Annotated in this window: 11 protein-coding genes and 1 tRNA gene; 8 read left to right on the forward strand and 4 right to left on the reverse strand. The window is 65.4% G+C overall.

Annotated elements, in window-relative coordinates; genetic code table 11:
- Positions 1–143: 143 nt before the first annotated feature.
- The 3 genes from NX775_RS20820 (at position 144) to NX775_RS20830 (ending at position 3143) form a co-directional block, all read left to right on the forward strand.
- A complete protein-coding gene (locus NX775_RS20820) occupies positions 144–1391 on the forward strand; it encodes an aspartate kinase (protein WP_258837699.1) in 1248 nt (415 codons plus the stop codon).
- 97 nt (positions 1392–1488) lie between these two features.
- Positions 1489–1581 (forward strand) — tRNA-Ser (locus tag NX775_RS20825).
- A 329-nt stretch (positions 1582–1910) separates the two neighbouring features.
- Positions 1911–3143 carry an MFS transporter gene (locus tag NX775_RS20830; protein ID WP_258837700.1) on the forward strand — a complete coding sequence of 411 codons (1233 nt, stop codon included), beginning with the start codon at positions 1911–1913 and terminating at the stop codon, positions 3141–3143.
- 11 nt (positions 3144–3154) lie between these two features.
- On the opposite strand, the gene NX775_RS20835 is transcribed toward NX775_RS20830, so the two are convergent.
- Both NX775_RS20835 and NX775_RS20840 read right to left on the reverse strand, forming a co-directional pair.
- Positions 3155–3655, reverse strand: coding sequence for a hypothetical protein (locus tag NX775_RS20835; protein ID WP_258837701.1), 501 nt, complete (start codon positions 3653–3655; stop codon positions 3155–3157).
- A complete protein-coding gene (locus NX775_RS20840) occupies positions 3652–7008 on the reverse strand; it encodes an nSTAND1 domain-containing NTPase (RefSeq protein ID WP_258837702.1) in 3357 nt (1118 codons plus the stop codon). Before NX775_RS20840 ends, NX775_RS20835 begins: the two co-directional genes overlap by 4 nt.
- 431 nt (positions 7009–7439) lie before the next feature.
- On the opposite strand from NX775_RS20840, the gene NX775_RS20845 reads away from it, so the two are divergent.
- The 5 genes from NX775_RS20845 to NX775_RS20865 all read left to right on the forward strand — a co-directional run bounded on the left by NX775_RS20845 (position 7440) and on the right by NX775_RS20865 (position 12797).
- The gene (locus tag NX775_RS20845; RefSeq protein ID WP_258837703.1) at positions 7440–8171 is read left to right on the forward strand and encodes a hypothetical protein; all 732 of its coding nucleotides are present in this window, start codon (positions 7440–7442) and stop codon (positions 8169–8171) included.
- A gap of 22 nt (positions 8172–8193) precedes the next feature.
- Positions 8194–8619 carry a hypothetical protein gene (locus tag NX775_RS20850; protein ID WP_258837704.1) on the forward strand — a complete coding sequence of 142 codons (426 nt, stop codon included), beginning with the start codon at positions 8194–8196 and terminating at the stop codon, positions 8617–8619.
- A gap of 184 nt (positions 8620–8803) precedes the next feature.
- The gene (locus NX775_RS20855) at positions 8804–9235 is read left to right on the forward strand and encodes a DUF2231 domain-containing protein (RefSeq protein ID WP_258837705.1); all 432 of its coding nucleotides are present in this window, start codon (positions 8804–8806) and stop codon (positions 9233–9235) included.
- Between the two features lie 29 nt (positions 9236–9264).
- On the forward strand, positions 9265–10524 hold the full coding sequence (locus NX775_RS20860; protein WP_370660611.1) for a PQQ-dependent sugar dehydrogenase: 1260 nt from the start codon (positions 9265–9267) through the stop codon (positions 10522–10524).
- A gap of 218 nt (positions 10525–10742) precedes the next feature.
- Positions 10743–12797 (forward strand): TonB-dependent receptor, encoded by a 2055-nt coding sequence (locus NX775_RS20865; protein ID WP_258837707.1) that lies wholly within the window; start codon positions 10743–10745, stop codon positions 12795–12797.
- 5 nt (positions 12798–12802) lie between these two features.
- Here NX775_RS20865 and NX775_RS20870 read toward each other — a convergent pair whose 3' ends face one another.
- Entirely contained in the window at positions 12803–13432 is a 630-nt protein-coding gene (locus NX775_RS20870; RefSeq protein ID WP_258837708.1) for a Rossmann-fold NAD(P)-binding domain-containing protein, read from the reverse strand.
- Positions 13433–13526: 94 nt separating this feature from the next.
- Positions 13527–14156, reverse strand: coding sequence for a superoxide dismutase (locus NX775_RS20875; RefSeq protein ID WP_258837709.1), 630 nt, complete (start codon positions 14154–14156; stop codon positions 13527–13529).
- Position 14157 lies beyond the last annotated feature (1 nt).

The raw sequence follows: 14157 nt of genomic DNA on the forward strand, positions 1-14157 counted from the left end.
ACAGTCGGCTGCGTTGCGAAAAGCATTAGGTTATTTTCTTTTCGTATAGCTTTTACGCCAACGAGCCTTGTGATGCCGCGCTGCACCATGCTAGAGTAAGGGTCCCTTTTTGATCCTTACCCCTAGCTGGAACCCTTCCTGATATGGCTTTAATTGTCCACAAATACGGCGGGACGTCGATGGGATCGACGGACCGTATCAAGAATGTCGCGGCCCGTGTGGCCAAGTGGCACGACGCAGGTCACCAGATCGTCGTTGTGCCGTCCGCCATGTCGGGCGAAACCAATCGCCTGATCGGTCTGGCCAAGCAGATCATGGACCAGCCCGATCCCCGCGAACTGGACATGATCGCTTCGACCGGCGAGCAAGTGTCCGTGGGCCTGTTGGCCATGGCGCTGCTGGCCATCGGCAAGGACGCGGTCTCGTACACCGGCTGGCAGGCGGGCATCCGCACCGACTCGTCGTTCACGAAGGCGCGCATCCAGTCGATCGACGACACGCGCGTCATGCGGGACCTGGCCAACGGCAAGATCGTCATCATCACGGGTTTCCAGGGCATGGACGAGGACGGCAATATCTCGACCCTCGGCCGCGGCGGTTCGGACACCTCGGCGGTGGCGATTGCAGCCGCGCTGAAGGCCGACGAATGCCTGATCTACACCGACGTCGACGGCGTCTACACGACCGACCCGCGCGTGGTCGACGAGGCGCGCCGCCTGTCGAAGATCACCTTCGAAGAAATGCTTGAGCTGGCTTCGCTGGGCTCGAAAGTGCTGCAAACCCGCTCGGTGGAGTTTGCCGGCAACTACCAGGTGCCGACGCGTGTGCTGTCGTCGCTGACCGATCCCCTGATGCCCCTGGCCGAAGAAGCCAGCTCCGGCACCCTGATTTCGTTTGAGGAAGAAAGCAATATGGAACAAGCCGTCATCTCCGGCATCGCCTTCAATCGCGATGAAGCAAAGATCACCGTCCTGGGCGTGCCGGACAAGCCAGGTGTCGCGTTCCACATCCTGGGCCCGATCGCCGAAGCCAATATCGAAGTCGACATGATCATCCAGAACCAGTCGGTGGACGGCAAGACCGACTTCACCTTCACGGTCTCGCGCAACGACTACGTGCAGGCAATGAAGGTGCTGGAAGACCAGAAGGACATCCTGGGCGCGGCCAAGATCGTCGGCGACGCCAAGGTCTCGAAGGTCTCGGCCGTGGGCGTGGGCATGCGCAGCCACGTCGGCGTGGCCTCGGACATGTTCCGCACGCTGTCGGAAGAGGGCATCAACATCCAGATGATCTCGACGTCGGAGATCAAGATTTCGGTGCTGATCGACGAGAAGTACATGGAACTGGCCGTGCGCGCCCTGCACAAGTCGTTTAATCTCGAACAAAGTTAAGCCAGTTTGCAATTTTTTGGGTGTGTTTTCTTGACCAAATGAGCACCAACCCTTAAGATGCTTGCACTCAGCGCTGACCGAAACGTTGGTGTTGATTGGAGACGTGGCCGAGTGGCCGAAGGCACATCCCTGCTAAGGATGCATACGGCTTATACCTGTATCGTGGGTTCGAATCCCACCGTCTCCGCCAAGAACGATGAAAAAAGCCACCGCAAGGTGGCTTTTTTCTTTGCGTTCGCATCAACCGAACGACACGCTTGTACAGCCGGGGTCAGGTCTGACATTCAGACACGACCTCAGCCTTGTCCACTTCCAATTACAGCCGGGGTCAGGTCTGACATTCGGACACGACCTCAGCCTTGGCCACTTCCAATGGTGATTTGCCCAGTATCAGGATGGCCCGATTCTAGCTAGTTACGACTGCCGACTGTCGAGATCGTGTCCGAATGTCAGACCTGACCCCCGCTGTTCGTGTGTCAACCATGCGTCGCCGCTGCGGCGTTCGCCATTGCATTACCCATGACACCAGATACCTTAACGAACCCCGACCAACTCCGTGATCAACCCGCCGCCCCGAAGCTGCCACTGACCTCATTGCTGGCGCTGACGATGGTCAGCTTTGTCGTCATCCTCACCGAAGTCCTGCCCGCCGGGCTGCTGCCGCAGCTTGCTGCCAGCCTGGACAGTTCGCAGTCCGTGATGGGCCAGCTGATCAGCATCTACGCGCTGGGTTCGGTATTGGCCGCGATCCCGCTGGCCGCCGCCACGCAAGGGGTGGGCCGCCGCACCTTGCTGCTCACGTCGCTGGCCGGCTTCGTGATTGCCAACACGATCACCGCGCTGTCCACCAGCCTGGCGCTGATCTTTGTCGCCCGGTTCCTGGGCGGTGTGGCGGCCGGCTTGGCTTGGGCCATGCTGGTCGGCTACGCGGCGCGCATGGTCGCGCCGCAGTACAAGGGCAGGGCGATCGCCATTGCGATGGCGGGCACGCCGCTGGCGCTGACGGTCGGCATCCCGCTTGGCACCTATGTCGGCAATCTGGTTGGCTGGCGCATCGCGTTCGGCGCGCTCAGTGCGCTGGCGGCGCTGCTGATGCTGTGGATCGTGCTGCGGCTGCCGGCGCTGCGCGCCATTCCCAGCCAACAACGCCAGAGCGTGGCGCAGGTGTTCGCGCTGCCCGGTGTGCGCACCGTGCTGGCGGTGCTGTTGCTGTACGTCGTGACGCACAACCTGTTGTACACGTATATCGCGCCGCTCGTGACGCTGGCCGGGCTCGCGCCGCGCGTGGATTTCCTGCTCGCGCTGTTCGGCGGCGCCGCGTTACTGAGCCTGCTTCTGGTGGGGACGCTGGTCGACCGCTGGCTGCGCCAGCTGGTCATGGCCAGCACGGGTCTGTTCTTGCTGGCCTCCGTCATGCTGGCGCTGTGGCCCGGCGTGCAGGCCGTGGTGTACGTGGCGATTGCGGTATGGGGGCTGGCATTCGGCGGCGCCGCGACCTTGTTCGTGACGTCGCTGTCGAATGCATCGGGCCCTGGCCAGGACGTGGCGCAGTCGATGATGACGACGGTGTGGAATCTCGCGATCTTCGCCGGCAGCGTGGTGGGCGGCATGTTGCTGGGCCACTTCGGCGCGGGGTCGTTTGCCTGGGCCGCCACGGCAACGCTGTGCGCAACCCTGCTGATCATCTGGCGCAGCCGTGCGCAGTTCTACTGGCGGGGCGCCGCGGCGCGCGCCCCTGGTGCGTCCGGTTAATCCCTCCCGGTCTATTTGCCCACGCCGTTCTTGATTTCGGGATCCGTGGTGGCAATCAGTTCGAACACGGGCGTGGGCGATTTGCCGGTCGACTGCTTGCTGAACACGAGGATCACGCCGCGCGTGGTGTGGGGAACCACCGGAATGACCATGAACCGGTTGGCGTCGAACAGGCAGGCGCTCGGCAGGGGATCGGCGCTCACCGACAGGGTGCGCGCCACGCCCGCGTACAGGGTGACACTGCGGTCGAGCCGGTCGCCCGTCAGGTGCGTGTGCTGCAGAATGGCCTCGATATCAGGCTGAAACAGCATGACGCCATTGGCGTCGCCCCCGCCACGCCTGGCGTCGAGGTCCTTGGGCGAGATCTTTTCCCAGTATTGCTCGCTGCCAGCCTGCGCGTAATAGAACACGTTTTCCACGCTGCCGTCGTCGGGAATGACGGGCACCACGAAGAAGATGGGGGCACTGCCTGGCACGGATGCGGCAATGGAGACCGGCGCTGCTGTTGTCATGGTGCGATCCTGGTTGAAACTGCGTTAAGAAATGCTGGCGATTGCGGCCGGTAGCCGCCTTGCGTCAGCGTTTGCACATCGGCGCCGGTGATGGCGCCTTCCCCTGCACATGCACGTGCCACCAGCCAGGCTTCGCGCACGAATCCCGCCTGGCCAGTGTCGATGGCCGGCTGCAAGGCGCTGCGCGCCGCCTTGCACTGCGCGGCCGGATGGGAATGGGTTACCGCGCCGGCGTCGGCCTGCAACAGCAGCATGGCGGCCCGTGCCTGCAGCTCCCGGCCCTGCCACAGATACGGGTATTGCGCCATCAGGCCGCGGATGTCCTGCGCCGCGGCGCTGGCCGCGGCGTGCCCTTTGGCGGGGTCGCGTGCTCGCAGCGCTTGCGCGGCGAGCACGAGGCGCGCCTGCACCGCGCCCTGGCGCCACTCGCGCATGGACTGGCCGGCCTGGTCGTGACCCGCCAGGCGGCGCTGCAATGCGGCCATCTCGGCAGTGACGGGCATGCCGGCGTCCGACTGCGCCAGCAGCAGGGCGCTGTCGGCCAGCAGGCTCTCGGCCTGCCAGAAGGCGTTGCTGGCGCCAGCGACCAGCGCCTTGCGCATCCAGTGCGCTGCTGCCTGCCTGGCCGCGATGGCGTCAAGGGGCCGGCCCAGCGCCTGCAGTGCCTCGGCGCGCCGGCTCTCGATGACGCCCAGATCGCGCAGCCGCACCGCTTCGCCGGGGCGTGCCTGTTGCAGTTGCCGCTGCACGCCGAGCGCGGTGTCGTACAGCGCCAGCGCACGCCGGCTGTCGCCTTTCAGATGCGCCAGCTGGCCCAGCCATGCGCGCGCGCTGGCAACCGCGTCCTGGGCGTCGACATCATCCGGATGGTCGGCCAGCACCGCCAGCTTGAGCGCGAGCGAGGCCTCGAAGCCGCGCTGCGCGTCAGCCCAGCGGCCGCGCCGCATCGCAATCGAACTCAGGCTGCCAAGCGCATACCCGAGCTCGGCCCTGGCCTGGGGATGCGCCGGCGCAGCGGCCAGCCAGGCCTGGCTGGCCGTGCGATAGCGGTTCATCTGCGTAGTGGCGTCGTCCAGGCGGCCGGCGTCATAGGCGATCTGGCCCAGCCAGAACGCGCTGGCGCCCAGCGTCTTGTAATACTCGCCAGGATCGAGGCCCGGCGCCGGTCCCATGGCCGCAAGCAGTGCGTAGGCGCGCGCCAGCGCCGTGCCGGCCAGCGCGAGCTGCTGCGTTCCCCGGCTGCTATTGACTTCGCCGATCACCACCAGCGCCTTGGCGCGCTGCAGGGTGTCGGCCGGCAGCTCGTCCCGGACATCCTGCGGGTTGAGCACCTGCAAGCCTTGTTCCCCGATGCTGCCCAGCAGATCGAGCTTGCCGATCGGCCGCAGCTGGTCGGCAAGCTCGCCCAGCATGAAGGTGGCCAGGCGCCGGCTCTGGTGCTCGCGTGCGCTCACGGTGTCGGCCAGCTGTGCGTTGTGCACGGCCGCCAGGCCGGCGGTCAACGCCAGCGCCAGTGCGCCGACCAGCGCGCCCACGCGCCAGCGCGCCAGCGCCGTGAGACGCGCCTGCGAGCGCGTCACGAAGTCGTGCTCGTCGCGCCCGAACAGTTGTGGCGCGGCGCGCACCGCATCCCGTGATTGCCACAGCAACGGCACCCGCGGCAACAGGCATGTCCTGGCGCGGTCACTGTCCAGCCAGCGGCGCACCCACGGCCCCAGCTCGGCGCGGGCGGTCAGCGTTGCACGGTGCTGCGCAATCCAGGCAGTGACCCGTGGCCACCGGCGCAGCAAGGCTTCGTGCGCGACGCGAAAGCCGATTTCCCCGCCGCCGAGGCGGTCGGCCACCAGCAGGCGCGCTTCGATCAGCGCATCGACCAATGCCCGCTCGTGCACGTCGGCCAGGCTAGCGGCGGTGACCGAGCGGCTGCTGGGCGAGGCGCCGTCGGCCGACAGCGTCACCAGGCGCGGCAGCAGGCGCGTCAGCGCCGCCTGCTGGGCGACCGGCAAGGCCGCCAGGATCGCCTCAGCCCGGCTGCCGATGGCGCCTTCCAGGCCGCCCAATGCATCGTATGCGGTCCAGGTCAGCTCGTCGCCCGGCGCACGCGCCAGGTACAGCGCCTGCAGCGTGTACTGCAGCAGCGGCAGGGCGTCGCCGGCCTGCATCGCATCGGCGCACAGGCGGTCGTCAAGCCGGTTCAGGCTGCTCGCATCGCTGCCATAGACCAGGTTGGCCGCGCGTGCGGGCAGGCGGATCATCTGCATGATCGCCTGGGCGTCAGGCGGGGCCAGGTCCATGTGCGCGCCGTGCTCCTTGTCGTGCATGAACAGGCGGTGGGACGACAGGCTGGGATAGACATCGTTGCGGCACACGGCCAGCACCAGTACCAGGCTGCTGCGTACCAGCCGCCCGATACAGTCGACAAAATCCTGCAGGCCCGCTGCGATGGCCGGACCGAACAGGCCTTCCAGGCGGTCCAGTACCAGCAGCGGCGCGCCCTGGGTGCTGGCGCGCCGCGCCTGCAAACCGATCCGCAGCAGCCGGAGCACGTCGTCCGGCTCGGCGCGCAGCAGCGTCGCCAGCGAGGCAATGCTGTGGCCCGACAACAGCGCGACATTGTCGATCTCCCAATCGAGCAGGGCGCCGGCCAGCGCGTGCCAGGGGCCGGTCTCGTCGAGCGCGCCCAGATCCAGCACCGTCGCGGTGCAAGCCCGCACGCGCGCATCGCCCGGCGCGGGCGCGGCCAGCATGGCGGGAATGAGGCCGGCCCGTACCAGCGACGTCTTGCCGGAGCCGCTGGGACCCAGCAGCACCACCAGCGCATGGCCCCGCGCCTGCTGCTCGCCAAGCCGCTGATGCAGTTGCTTGATGGCCTCATCACGGCCGAAATACACGGCCGCATGTTCCGTGCCGAACGGTTCCAGTCCCCGAAACGGCGACGCGCCGCGCCAGGCGCCGCTCAGGCTGCGCGGTCCGCCATCGGACAATACGCGGATCGGGGCAATCATCCGGTAGCCCTGCTTGCGGATGGTTTCGATGTAGCGGGGGTTGGAGGCCGCGTCCTGCAGCGCCCGGCGCAGGCCGGCAATCACCTTGTGCACCTGGTTGTCGCCCTGCACCTGGCCAGGCCAGCAGGCATCGAGCAGGGTATCGGCCGTCACGACCTCGCCGCTACGGCGGCACAGCTCGGCCAGCACGGCCATCGGCCGCGGCTCCAGTGCGATCACGTCGTCGCCGCGCGCGATCCGGTGCGCCGCCACGTCGATCGTCCAGTCGCCAAGCAGGAACCGGCCACCCTTGATCATCGGGTCGCCCTCGCGCAGCGCACGTAATTCCGGTGATGATGCGTGGTTCAAGATCACTCCCTGGGGGTGGATGAAGCGCATCCCGGTCGGTCGGGGCAGGCGGGACCGGCCTGCCGACTTGAGGCTGTAAATATCTCACGTGAAAGACGGTTTTGTAAACCTGACAATCTTTCGGTTGCACTAATGGTGGTTATCTGGATGGGCGCCGCTCCGCTGGCTGCAGGCGCGGGAGCGGGCGGGGTAGGGCCGCCAACTTACTCAGTCGAATCAGGGACTTGCGGTATGTGCAGGCGCGGGAAGGTAACCGGAAGGCACCGACGCCGGGGTTGCCATAGGATGCGTCGGCACAGTGCGTACGACGCGCGCCAGAGGAGAGCACGATGAACCCCCCCGCATTGTCACTCATCACCGGAACGCCGGCCGTCGCCAATGCGCCACGGCCATGCTCCGATGACGTCGTCCGCGAGGCCTTGCAACGTGTGGTGACGAGCAAACGATTTGTCAAAGCACGCCGTTGCACGGCGCTGCTCAGCTATCTGGTCGAGCGCGTGCTGGTGTGCGACGAGACGGCTGCCTCGCCGCCGGAACACGAAATCGGCGTTGCCGTGTTCGGCCGCGATCCGGCAGCGTATCTCCCCGCAGACGATCCCATCGTCCGGGTCCAGGCCGGGCGCCTGCGCCTGCGCCTGACGGCGTATTACGCGGACGAGGGGGCCGCCGATCCCTTGCGCATCACGGTGCCGCAAGGCCGCTACCACGCGCGCATCGTACTCGCCGACAGCCAGCCGGCAGGCCCCGCAAGCCTGGTCGCCGCGCCGCTGTTGCTGTTCAGCCCACTCATCTGCCTGTGCGGCGACGCGCAGGCCGCGCACTTTACTGCAGGCCTGAACGACGAACTGGGATTCCGGCTGTACCGTGAACTCCACTCGCTCAGTCTGGCAAGCGCGGACCGCGCGACGCCGTCGGCCGAGCGGCCCCGCGCCCTCTATCTGCTCGAGGGTGCCGTGCGCCAGGATGCCCTGCTACTGCGGGTCTCCCTGATCCTGCGGCAGGGGACAGGCGGGGCAGTGCTGTGGTATGCGCAGTTCGACCGTGCCCATGACAGCGACCTGGAGAGCGACAACGCCATCGGCGACCAGGAGCAGATGGCCGCGCGCTGCATGGCAGCGCTGCAGGAGCACCTGCCCCGTTGCCTTCTCCTGCGGACGCCATAAACCGATGGCCAGGTACCAGCCCATGCTGGCCATCGTGATCAGCCACCCGCATCTGGTGGGCAGGGCCATCGACCTGCGCTTCATCCCCAGCCTCGAGACGACGGCGCTGATGCTGCGCGACGGCTTGCTGCTGCGCCATACGCCCGATGGCGCCGAACTGTGGTGTGATGCCGCGCAGGCGGCGGCAGCACAGTGTGTCGTCGTGCTGCCGCTGGTGTTCCAGGTATTCACGCGCAACGCCCGGCTGGAATCTTGTACCCACTGGCCGGTGGCGCGCCCACTGCGCTATGTCTGCGCTGCCGGGGAGGCGCAGATGCAGCCCGAGACCCTGGCTGGCTCGGGCGCTTCCCGCCGGCCGTTGCTGACGGTCGAGATCGACCACCGGCCGGCGCCCGACGGCGCATGCGCCCTGTACCGGATCGCACTGGCGGCGCAACGGCCTCATTGAAGGCTTCATTGAGCGCTTTATTGAAGCCCGGTGCTACGGGCGAATACCGTCTTCACCATCGATGTACGGACGGGGCGATTGGCATGACGACGACGCGCGATGCGCGGCGTGCTCAACGAGGCGACAGTCAGTTGGCATAGCCGCTATAGTCTGCGTTATCAAAATTACCAATAAGGTCAACCCCATGTCTACTGTCACCACGGCCAGCGCAGGCTATGTCCGCGCGCCAGGCGTGCTCCACACGATCTTGCTTGCCGGCAGTGTGTCGCTGTTCCTCGGCGCATTGCTCAGCGATTACACCTACTACAACACCTACCAGATCCAGTGGAGCAATTTCGCTTCGTGGCTGAACGCCGGTGCCTTGCTGTTTGCCGGACTGGCGCTCGTGTTCGCGCTGGTCAATCTGCTGCGCGCCAGGCCAATGGCCGGTCGGCCGTTGAACTACTTCGTGCTGCTGCTGCTGACCTTCGTGATTGGCCTGGTCAACGCTTTCCAGCATGCCAAGGATGCCTGGGCGCTCATGCCGACCGGTCTGTTGCTATCGGCCATCGTCTTTATCCTGATTTGCATTACCGCTGTCTTAGGCCTTAACCCACGTTCGGGAGGACTGAAATGAATCGCTCGAGCGCACTTGCCCTGTTCAGCATGACCCTGCTGGCCAGCGCCTGCAGTAACGAAGCCAATACCAACCTGGCCAGCGGCCCGGATCCGAAACTGCCGGCGCCCGAGCGCGGCCTGTTTCCGAGCATGAAGATTGCCGAGCCGACAGCATGGGGCGATCAGAAGCCAACCGTGCCAGAGGGCTACAGCATCACGGCCATCGCGACCGACCTGAAGATCCCGCGCCAGATGCTGGTGCTGCCGAACGGCGATATCCTGGTGGCGGAAGGGCGTGGCGGCAGCGCGGCCAAGCTCAAGCCGAAAGACGTCATTGCCGGCTACATCAAGGCGCAGGGAAATACCAAGGTCAAGGGCGGCAATCGCCTGACGCTGCTGCGCGATGCGGACGGTGATGGCCAGTACGAGCTCAAGACCGTGTTCGCCGAGAACCTGAATGCGCCGTACGGCCTGGCGTTTGCCAACAACAAGCTGTACGTGGCGAACCAGGATGCGGTCGTCACCTTTGATTACCAGCCGGGTCAGACCAAGGCTGCCGCAGCGCCGGTCACGCTCACGCAGCTGCCCGCCGAGATCAACCACCACTGGACAAAAGCGATGACCATCAGCCCCGATGGCCGCTATGTCTACGTCGGTATCGGTTCGAACAGCAACATCACCGAGCGCGGTATGGAAGCCGAAGTCGACCGCGCAATGGTGTGGCAGATCGACGTGACGACGGGCGCCCACAAGCCGTACGCCACGGGCCTGCGTAACCCGACGGCGCTGGCGATGAACCCGGAAACGGGCCAGCTGTGGTCGGTCGTGAACGAGCGCGACGAACTGGGTCCGGATCTGGTGCCGGATTACCTGACCTCGGTGAAAGAGGGCGGCTTCTATGGCTGGCCGTACAGCTACTGGGGCCAGAATGTCGATCCGCGCGTAATGCCGCCGAACCCGAAAAAGGTGGCGGCTGCCATCAAGCCGGACTATGGCCTTGGCTCGCACGTCGCGGCGCTGGGTCTGCACTTCTCCCTGCCGACCATGGGCGCAAAATTTGCCAATGGCGCGTTTGTTGGCGAACATGGCAGCTGGAACCGCGACAATCCAGTGGGCTACAAGGTGATCTTCGTGCCGTTCGCGAATGGCCGGCCAGCCGGCGCGGCAATCGACTTCGCCACCGGCTTCCGCGATGCCAACGGCAAGACACGCGGCCGTCCGGTGGGTGTGACGGTCGATCCGCGCGGCGCGCTGATCATTGCCGACGACCTGGCCAATACGGTGTGGCGCGTGGCGCCGAACCGCTGATCGTCGTGTGAAGCAACCGCCGCAGCGCGGATGATGCCAGGCCTGGCGTCATTCGCGCTGCGGCTTTTTTTCGCCTTCTGCTTTGTCGTACCCAACGGCAGCGCGTGTGTGGTCCGACTTGGCCCCACCGTGCATATTGCCATCCCTACTGATAATGGTTTATCATTATTGACTCAGCAAGCATTGCCGCTTGCGCTGTCCACGACAAGGTCTTTCTGATGACATTCAAGCTCCTTCCTGTTGCCCATGCACTTGCTCTGGCAACCCTCGGTTCCACGTTGGCCCACGCTGCCGATCCCGCAATCGTCATGGGCGAGGTGCGCGTTAGCGCCCAGCGCGATGCCGGCGCCTTGCGCTCGAGCCGCGTCCTGACATCGGTCGACGTGCTGGGCGCGGACAAGATCGAAGACAAGAACGTGACCAATAGCTGGGAGCTCGTCGGCCAGTTGCCCGGTGTGCAGCTGACCGAAACGCGGATGGGCGCCGAATCGGGCAAGGCGAGTTTTCGCGCCTTTAACGGCGAAGGCTATATCAATGGCATCAAGGTGCTGATCGACGGCATCCCGAGCAATGTCAACAGCGGCAACCAGCGCTTCATCGACATGATCTTCCCGCTCGAAGTCGACTACATCGAAGTGGTGCGCGGCACGAACGACCCGCGCTATGGCCTGCACAATATCGGCGGCAACCTGAATATCGGCACGCGCCAGGGCGGCAATTACTTTGACAGCCGGTTCACCTACGGCAGCTTCAACACGCGCGAAGTGCAGGCGGCATATGGCCGCGAAGCCGATGGCTTTGCGCAAAACTATTTTGTGGCCAGGCAATTGACTGACAGCTACCGCGCGAATGGCGACTCCAACAAATACACGGTCGGCGGCAAGTGGTTTGTTACGTCGAACGACAAGGCGGTCACGGCTGGCCTGGTTGTGCGCACTTACCAGCACACGTCGGGCGAGCCGGGCTTTCTGACCGCGGCCGAGCTCGCTGCCGACCGCCGCCAGTCGCCGCGCAAGAACGCCAATGACAAGACCGACCGCGACATGCACCATGCCAGCGCGCATCTGGACTGGCATATCACGCCGAACGCGTTCCTCAGCAACAAGCTGTACTACAACGAGTACAAGGATGACCGCCGCGTCACCTTCACCAGCAATCCCGAAGGCAATGCACCGCGCCAGCGCCGTTTGTGGGATGAAGAACAGATCGGTTTCATGAGCACCCTGACGTGGCGGGCGAACGAGCGCGTCACGGTCGATGGCGGCGTCAACACCGAGCGGCAGGACAACGGCTACCGCCGCCTGCGCTACAACTTCGCCATCCCGACGGACTTCACGACGCCGGCCCGCACCCAGAACGACGACCGCTACAAGTTCAACAATGTCGGCGCTTATGTCCAGGCGGTGATCAAGGCGACCGACACGATCCAGCTCGTACCGGGCTACCGGGTCGACCGCTTCACGGGCAACCAGCCGCTGGCGGGCGGGGCGAGCGCAGGATTGCAGGATTACGGCTGGATCAAGCAGCCCAAGTTCAGCATGGTCTGGAGTCCGGCGGCGGACATCAGTGTGTATGGCAACTGGGGCCGCACGTTCCAGATCCTGACCGGTTCCGTGGGGCCGGCCTACCTGGTGCCGGGCCAGGCGCCGTTCGATGCGTCGGTCAATACCGGCAAGGAAGTCGGCGTCAAGCTCAAGCCCACCACACGCAGCGACCTGCGCCTGGCCATCTGGCGCCAGGATGCCACCGGCGAAGTGGCGAACATGCCGGCCACCGGCACCACGGTCGGGCTGGGCGAGACGCGCCGCGAAGGTCTCGACTTCCAGCTGTCGGGCAAGGTCACCGACAAGCTCGAACTGTCGCTGTCGCACTCGCTGCAAAAAGCGGAAGTGCTCAAGGCCACGGGCGCGAATGGCGTCTCGCTGGCCGGCAAAGAGGTGTTCTCGACGCCGCGCCACATCACCAACGTGAGCCTCGATTACAAGCATTCGGACAGCTGGCGCTTCGGCTTGCAGGGCCGTTCGCAGGGCAGCTACTACATCGACAATCCGAACGAGCAGGGCAAGTTCGGCGGCTTCGTGCTGTTCGACGCCAATGTGCGCTACGCGATCTCTCCGCGCACCAGCATCGATGTCCAGGTCAAGAACATCGCGGACCGCAATTACGAATACGCGTGGTACGACAACTTCTTCTGGCCGGCAAGCCAGGCGCAGCCGATGTTCTCATCGGGTAATGGCCGGGCCGCCTATATTTCGCTGAATGTGAAGTTGTAGTTTGCTCAGACCAGTTGCTCGGAGGGGACGATGTGCACGCCCGGGCGCGATTGCAGCGCGGCGTCGACCAGGGCGTGCGCAATGCGCGGGGCAGGGTTGATGCGCCAGCGGCGCGGCAGCACGGGCCCGAGCAGCCCCAGTATGACGCCAGACACGCGTTCGCCTAGGCGTTGTTCCTGGCGCTCTCCGCCAATCAGGCCCGGGCGCACATGGGTCAGCGACGCAAATCCCAGCCCTGCCAGGTCGCGTTCGAGTTCGCCCTTGACGCGGTTATAGAAAAAACGTGCGTCCGGATCGGCGCCGATGGCCGAGTTCAGCACATGGCACGGCGTGCCGTGCTGGCGCGCGAGCCTGGCCACGGCCAGCGGGTAATCATGGTCCACGCGCCGGAAAGCAGCTTGCGAGCCGGCGCTGCGCATCGTCGTGCCCAGCGTGCAGATGACAGCGTCGGCCTGCCACCACGCCGCGTCCGGCGGCAAGGCGTCGAAGTCGACGATGGGCGCCTGCAGTTTCGGGTGCGCCGGCAGCGGGCGCCGCGTGGGCGCCACCACCGATGTCACCTTCGGGTCGGCCAGCGCCATCTCCAGCACGTGGCTGCCAACCAGCCCGCTCGATCCAACCAGCAGCAGTTTCATGGGTGTCCTTTAGTCGGCGTAAACGGCGCGAGGCCGGCGTCATGGCCGGCCTCGCGTGGAAAGCAAGGCCTGCATGGCAGGCCCGGGCACCGGCTTATTTGGCCAGCGCTTCTTCGTAGCGGCGTTCGACTTCCGCCCAGTTGATGATGTTGAAGAAGGCCGCGATGTAGTCAGGGCGCTTGTTCTGGTATTGCAGGTAGTACGCGTGTTCCCAGACGTCCAGGCCCAGGATCGGCGTGCCGCCCGACATGCCGGCGAACTGGCCCATCAACGGGCTGTCCTGGTTGGCGCTGCTTTCGACCAGCAGCTTGCCGTCCTTGCCGACGGTCAGCCAGGCCCAGCCGCTACCAAAGCGGGTCTGCGCCGCCTTGGTGAAGGCATCCTTGAACTTCTCGTAGCCGCCCAGGTCGTCTTCGATCGCCTGTGCGACCTTGCCGGTTGGCTGGCCGCCTTCGGGCGTCAGCACGGTCCAGAACAGCGAATGGTTGGCGTGACCGCCGCCATTGTTGCGCACGGCGCCCTGGACGGCTTGCGGCAGGCTGCCGATATCGGCGATCAGCTGCTCGACCGGCATCTCGGCGACGCCGGCTTCGCCCAGCGCGTTGTTGACGTTGGTGATGTAAGCCTGATGGTGCTTCGTGTGGTGGATTTCCATCGTGCGCGAATCGAAATGCGGCTCGAGGGCATCGTAAGCGTAAGGCAGTGGTGGCAATGTGTATGGCATG

The organism is Massilia aurea (genome assembly GCF_024753205.1).
In the GTDB taxonomy this organism is placed as follows: Bacteria; Pseudomonadota; Gammaproteobacteria; order Burkholderiales; family Burkholderiaceae_D; genus Telluria; species Telluria aurea.

Bases quoted from the DNA above. Each gene is read 5' to 3' on its own strand.
- NX775_RS20865 (WP_258837707.1), top strand. From the start codon at position 10,743: ATGACATTCAAGCTCCTTCCTGTTGCCCATGCACTTGCTCTGGCAACC.
- NX775_RS20850 (WP_258837704.1), top strand. From the start codon at position 8,194: ATGCTGGCCATCGTGATCAGCCACCCGCATCTGGTGGGCAGGGCCATC.
- NX775_RS20860 (WP_370660611.1), top strand. From the start codon at position 9,265: ATGACCCTGCTGGCCAGCGCCTGCAGTAACGAAGCCAATACCAACCTG.
- NX775_RS20855 (WP_258837705.1), top strand. From the start codon at position 8,804: ATGTCTACTGTCACCACGGCCAGCGCAGGCTATGTCCGCGCGCCAGGC.
- NX775_RS20875 (WP_258837709.1), bottom strand. From the start codon at position 14,156: ATGCCATACACATTGCCACCACTGCCTTACGCTTACGATGCCCTCGAG.
- NX775_RS20830 (WP_258837700.1), top strand. From the start codon at position 1,911: ATGACACCAGATACCTTAACGAACCCCGACCAACTCCGTGATCAACCC.
- NX775_RS20835 (WP_258837701.1), bottom strand. From the start codon at position 3,655: ATGACAACAGCAGCGCCGGTCTCCATTGCCGCATCCGTGCCAGGCAGT.
- NX775_RS20870 (WP_258837708.1), bottom strand. From the start codon at position 13,432: ATGAAACTGCTGCTGGTTGGATCGAGCGGGCTGGTTGGCAGCCACGTG.
- NX775_RS20820 (WP_258837699.1), top strand. From the start codon at position 144: ATGGCTTTAATTGTCCACAAATACGGCGGGACGTCGATGGGATCGACG.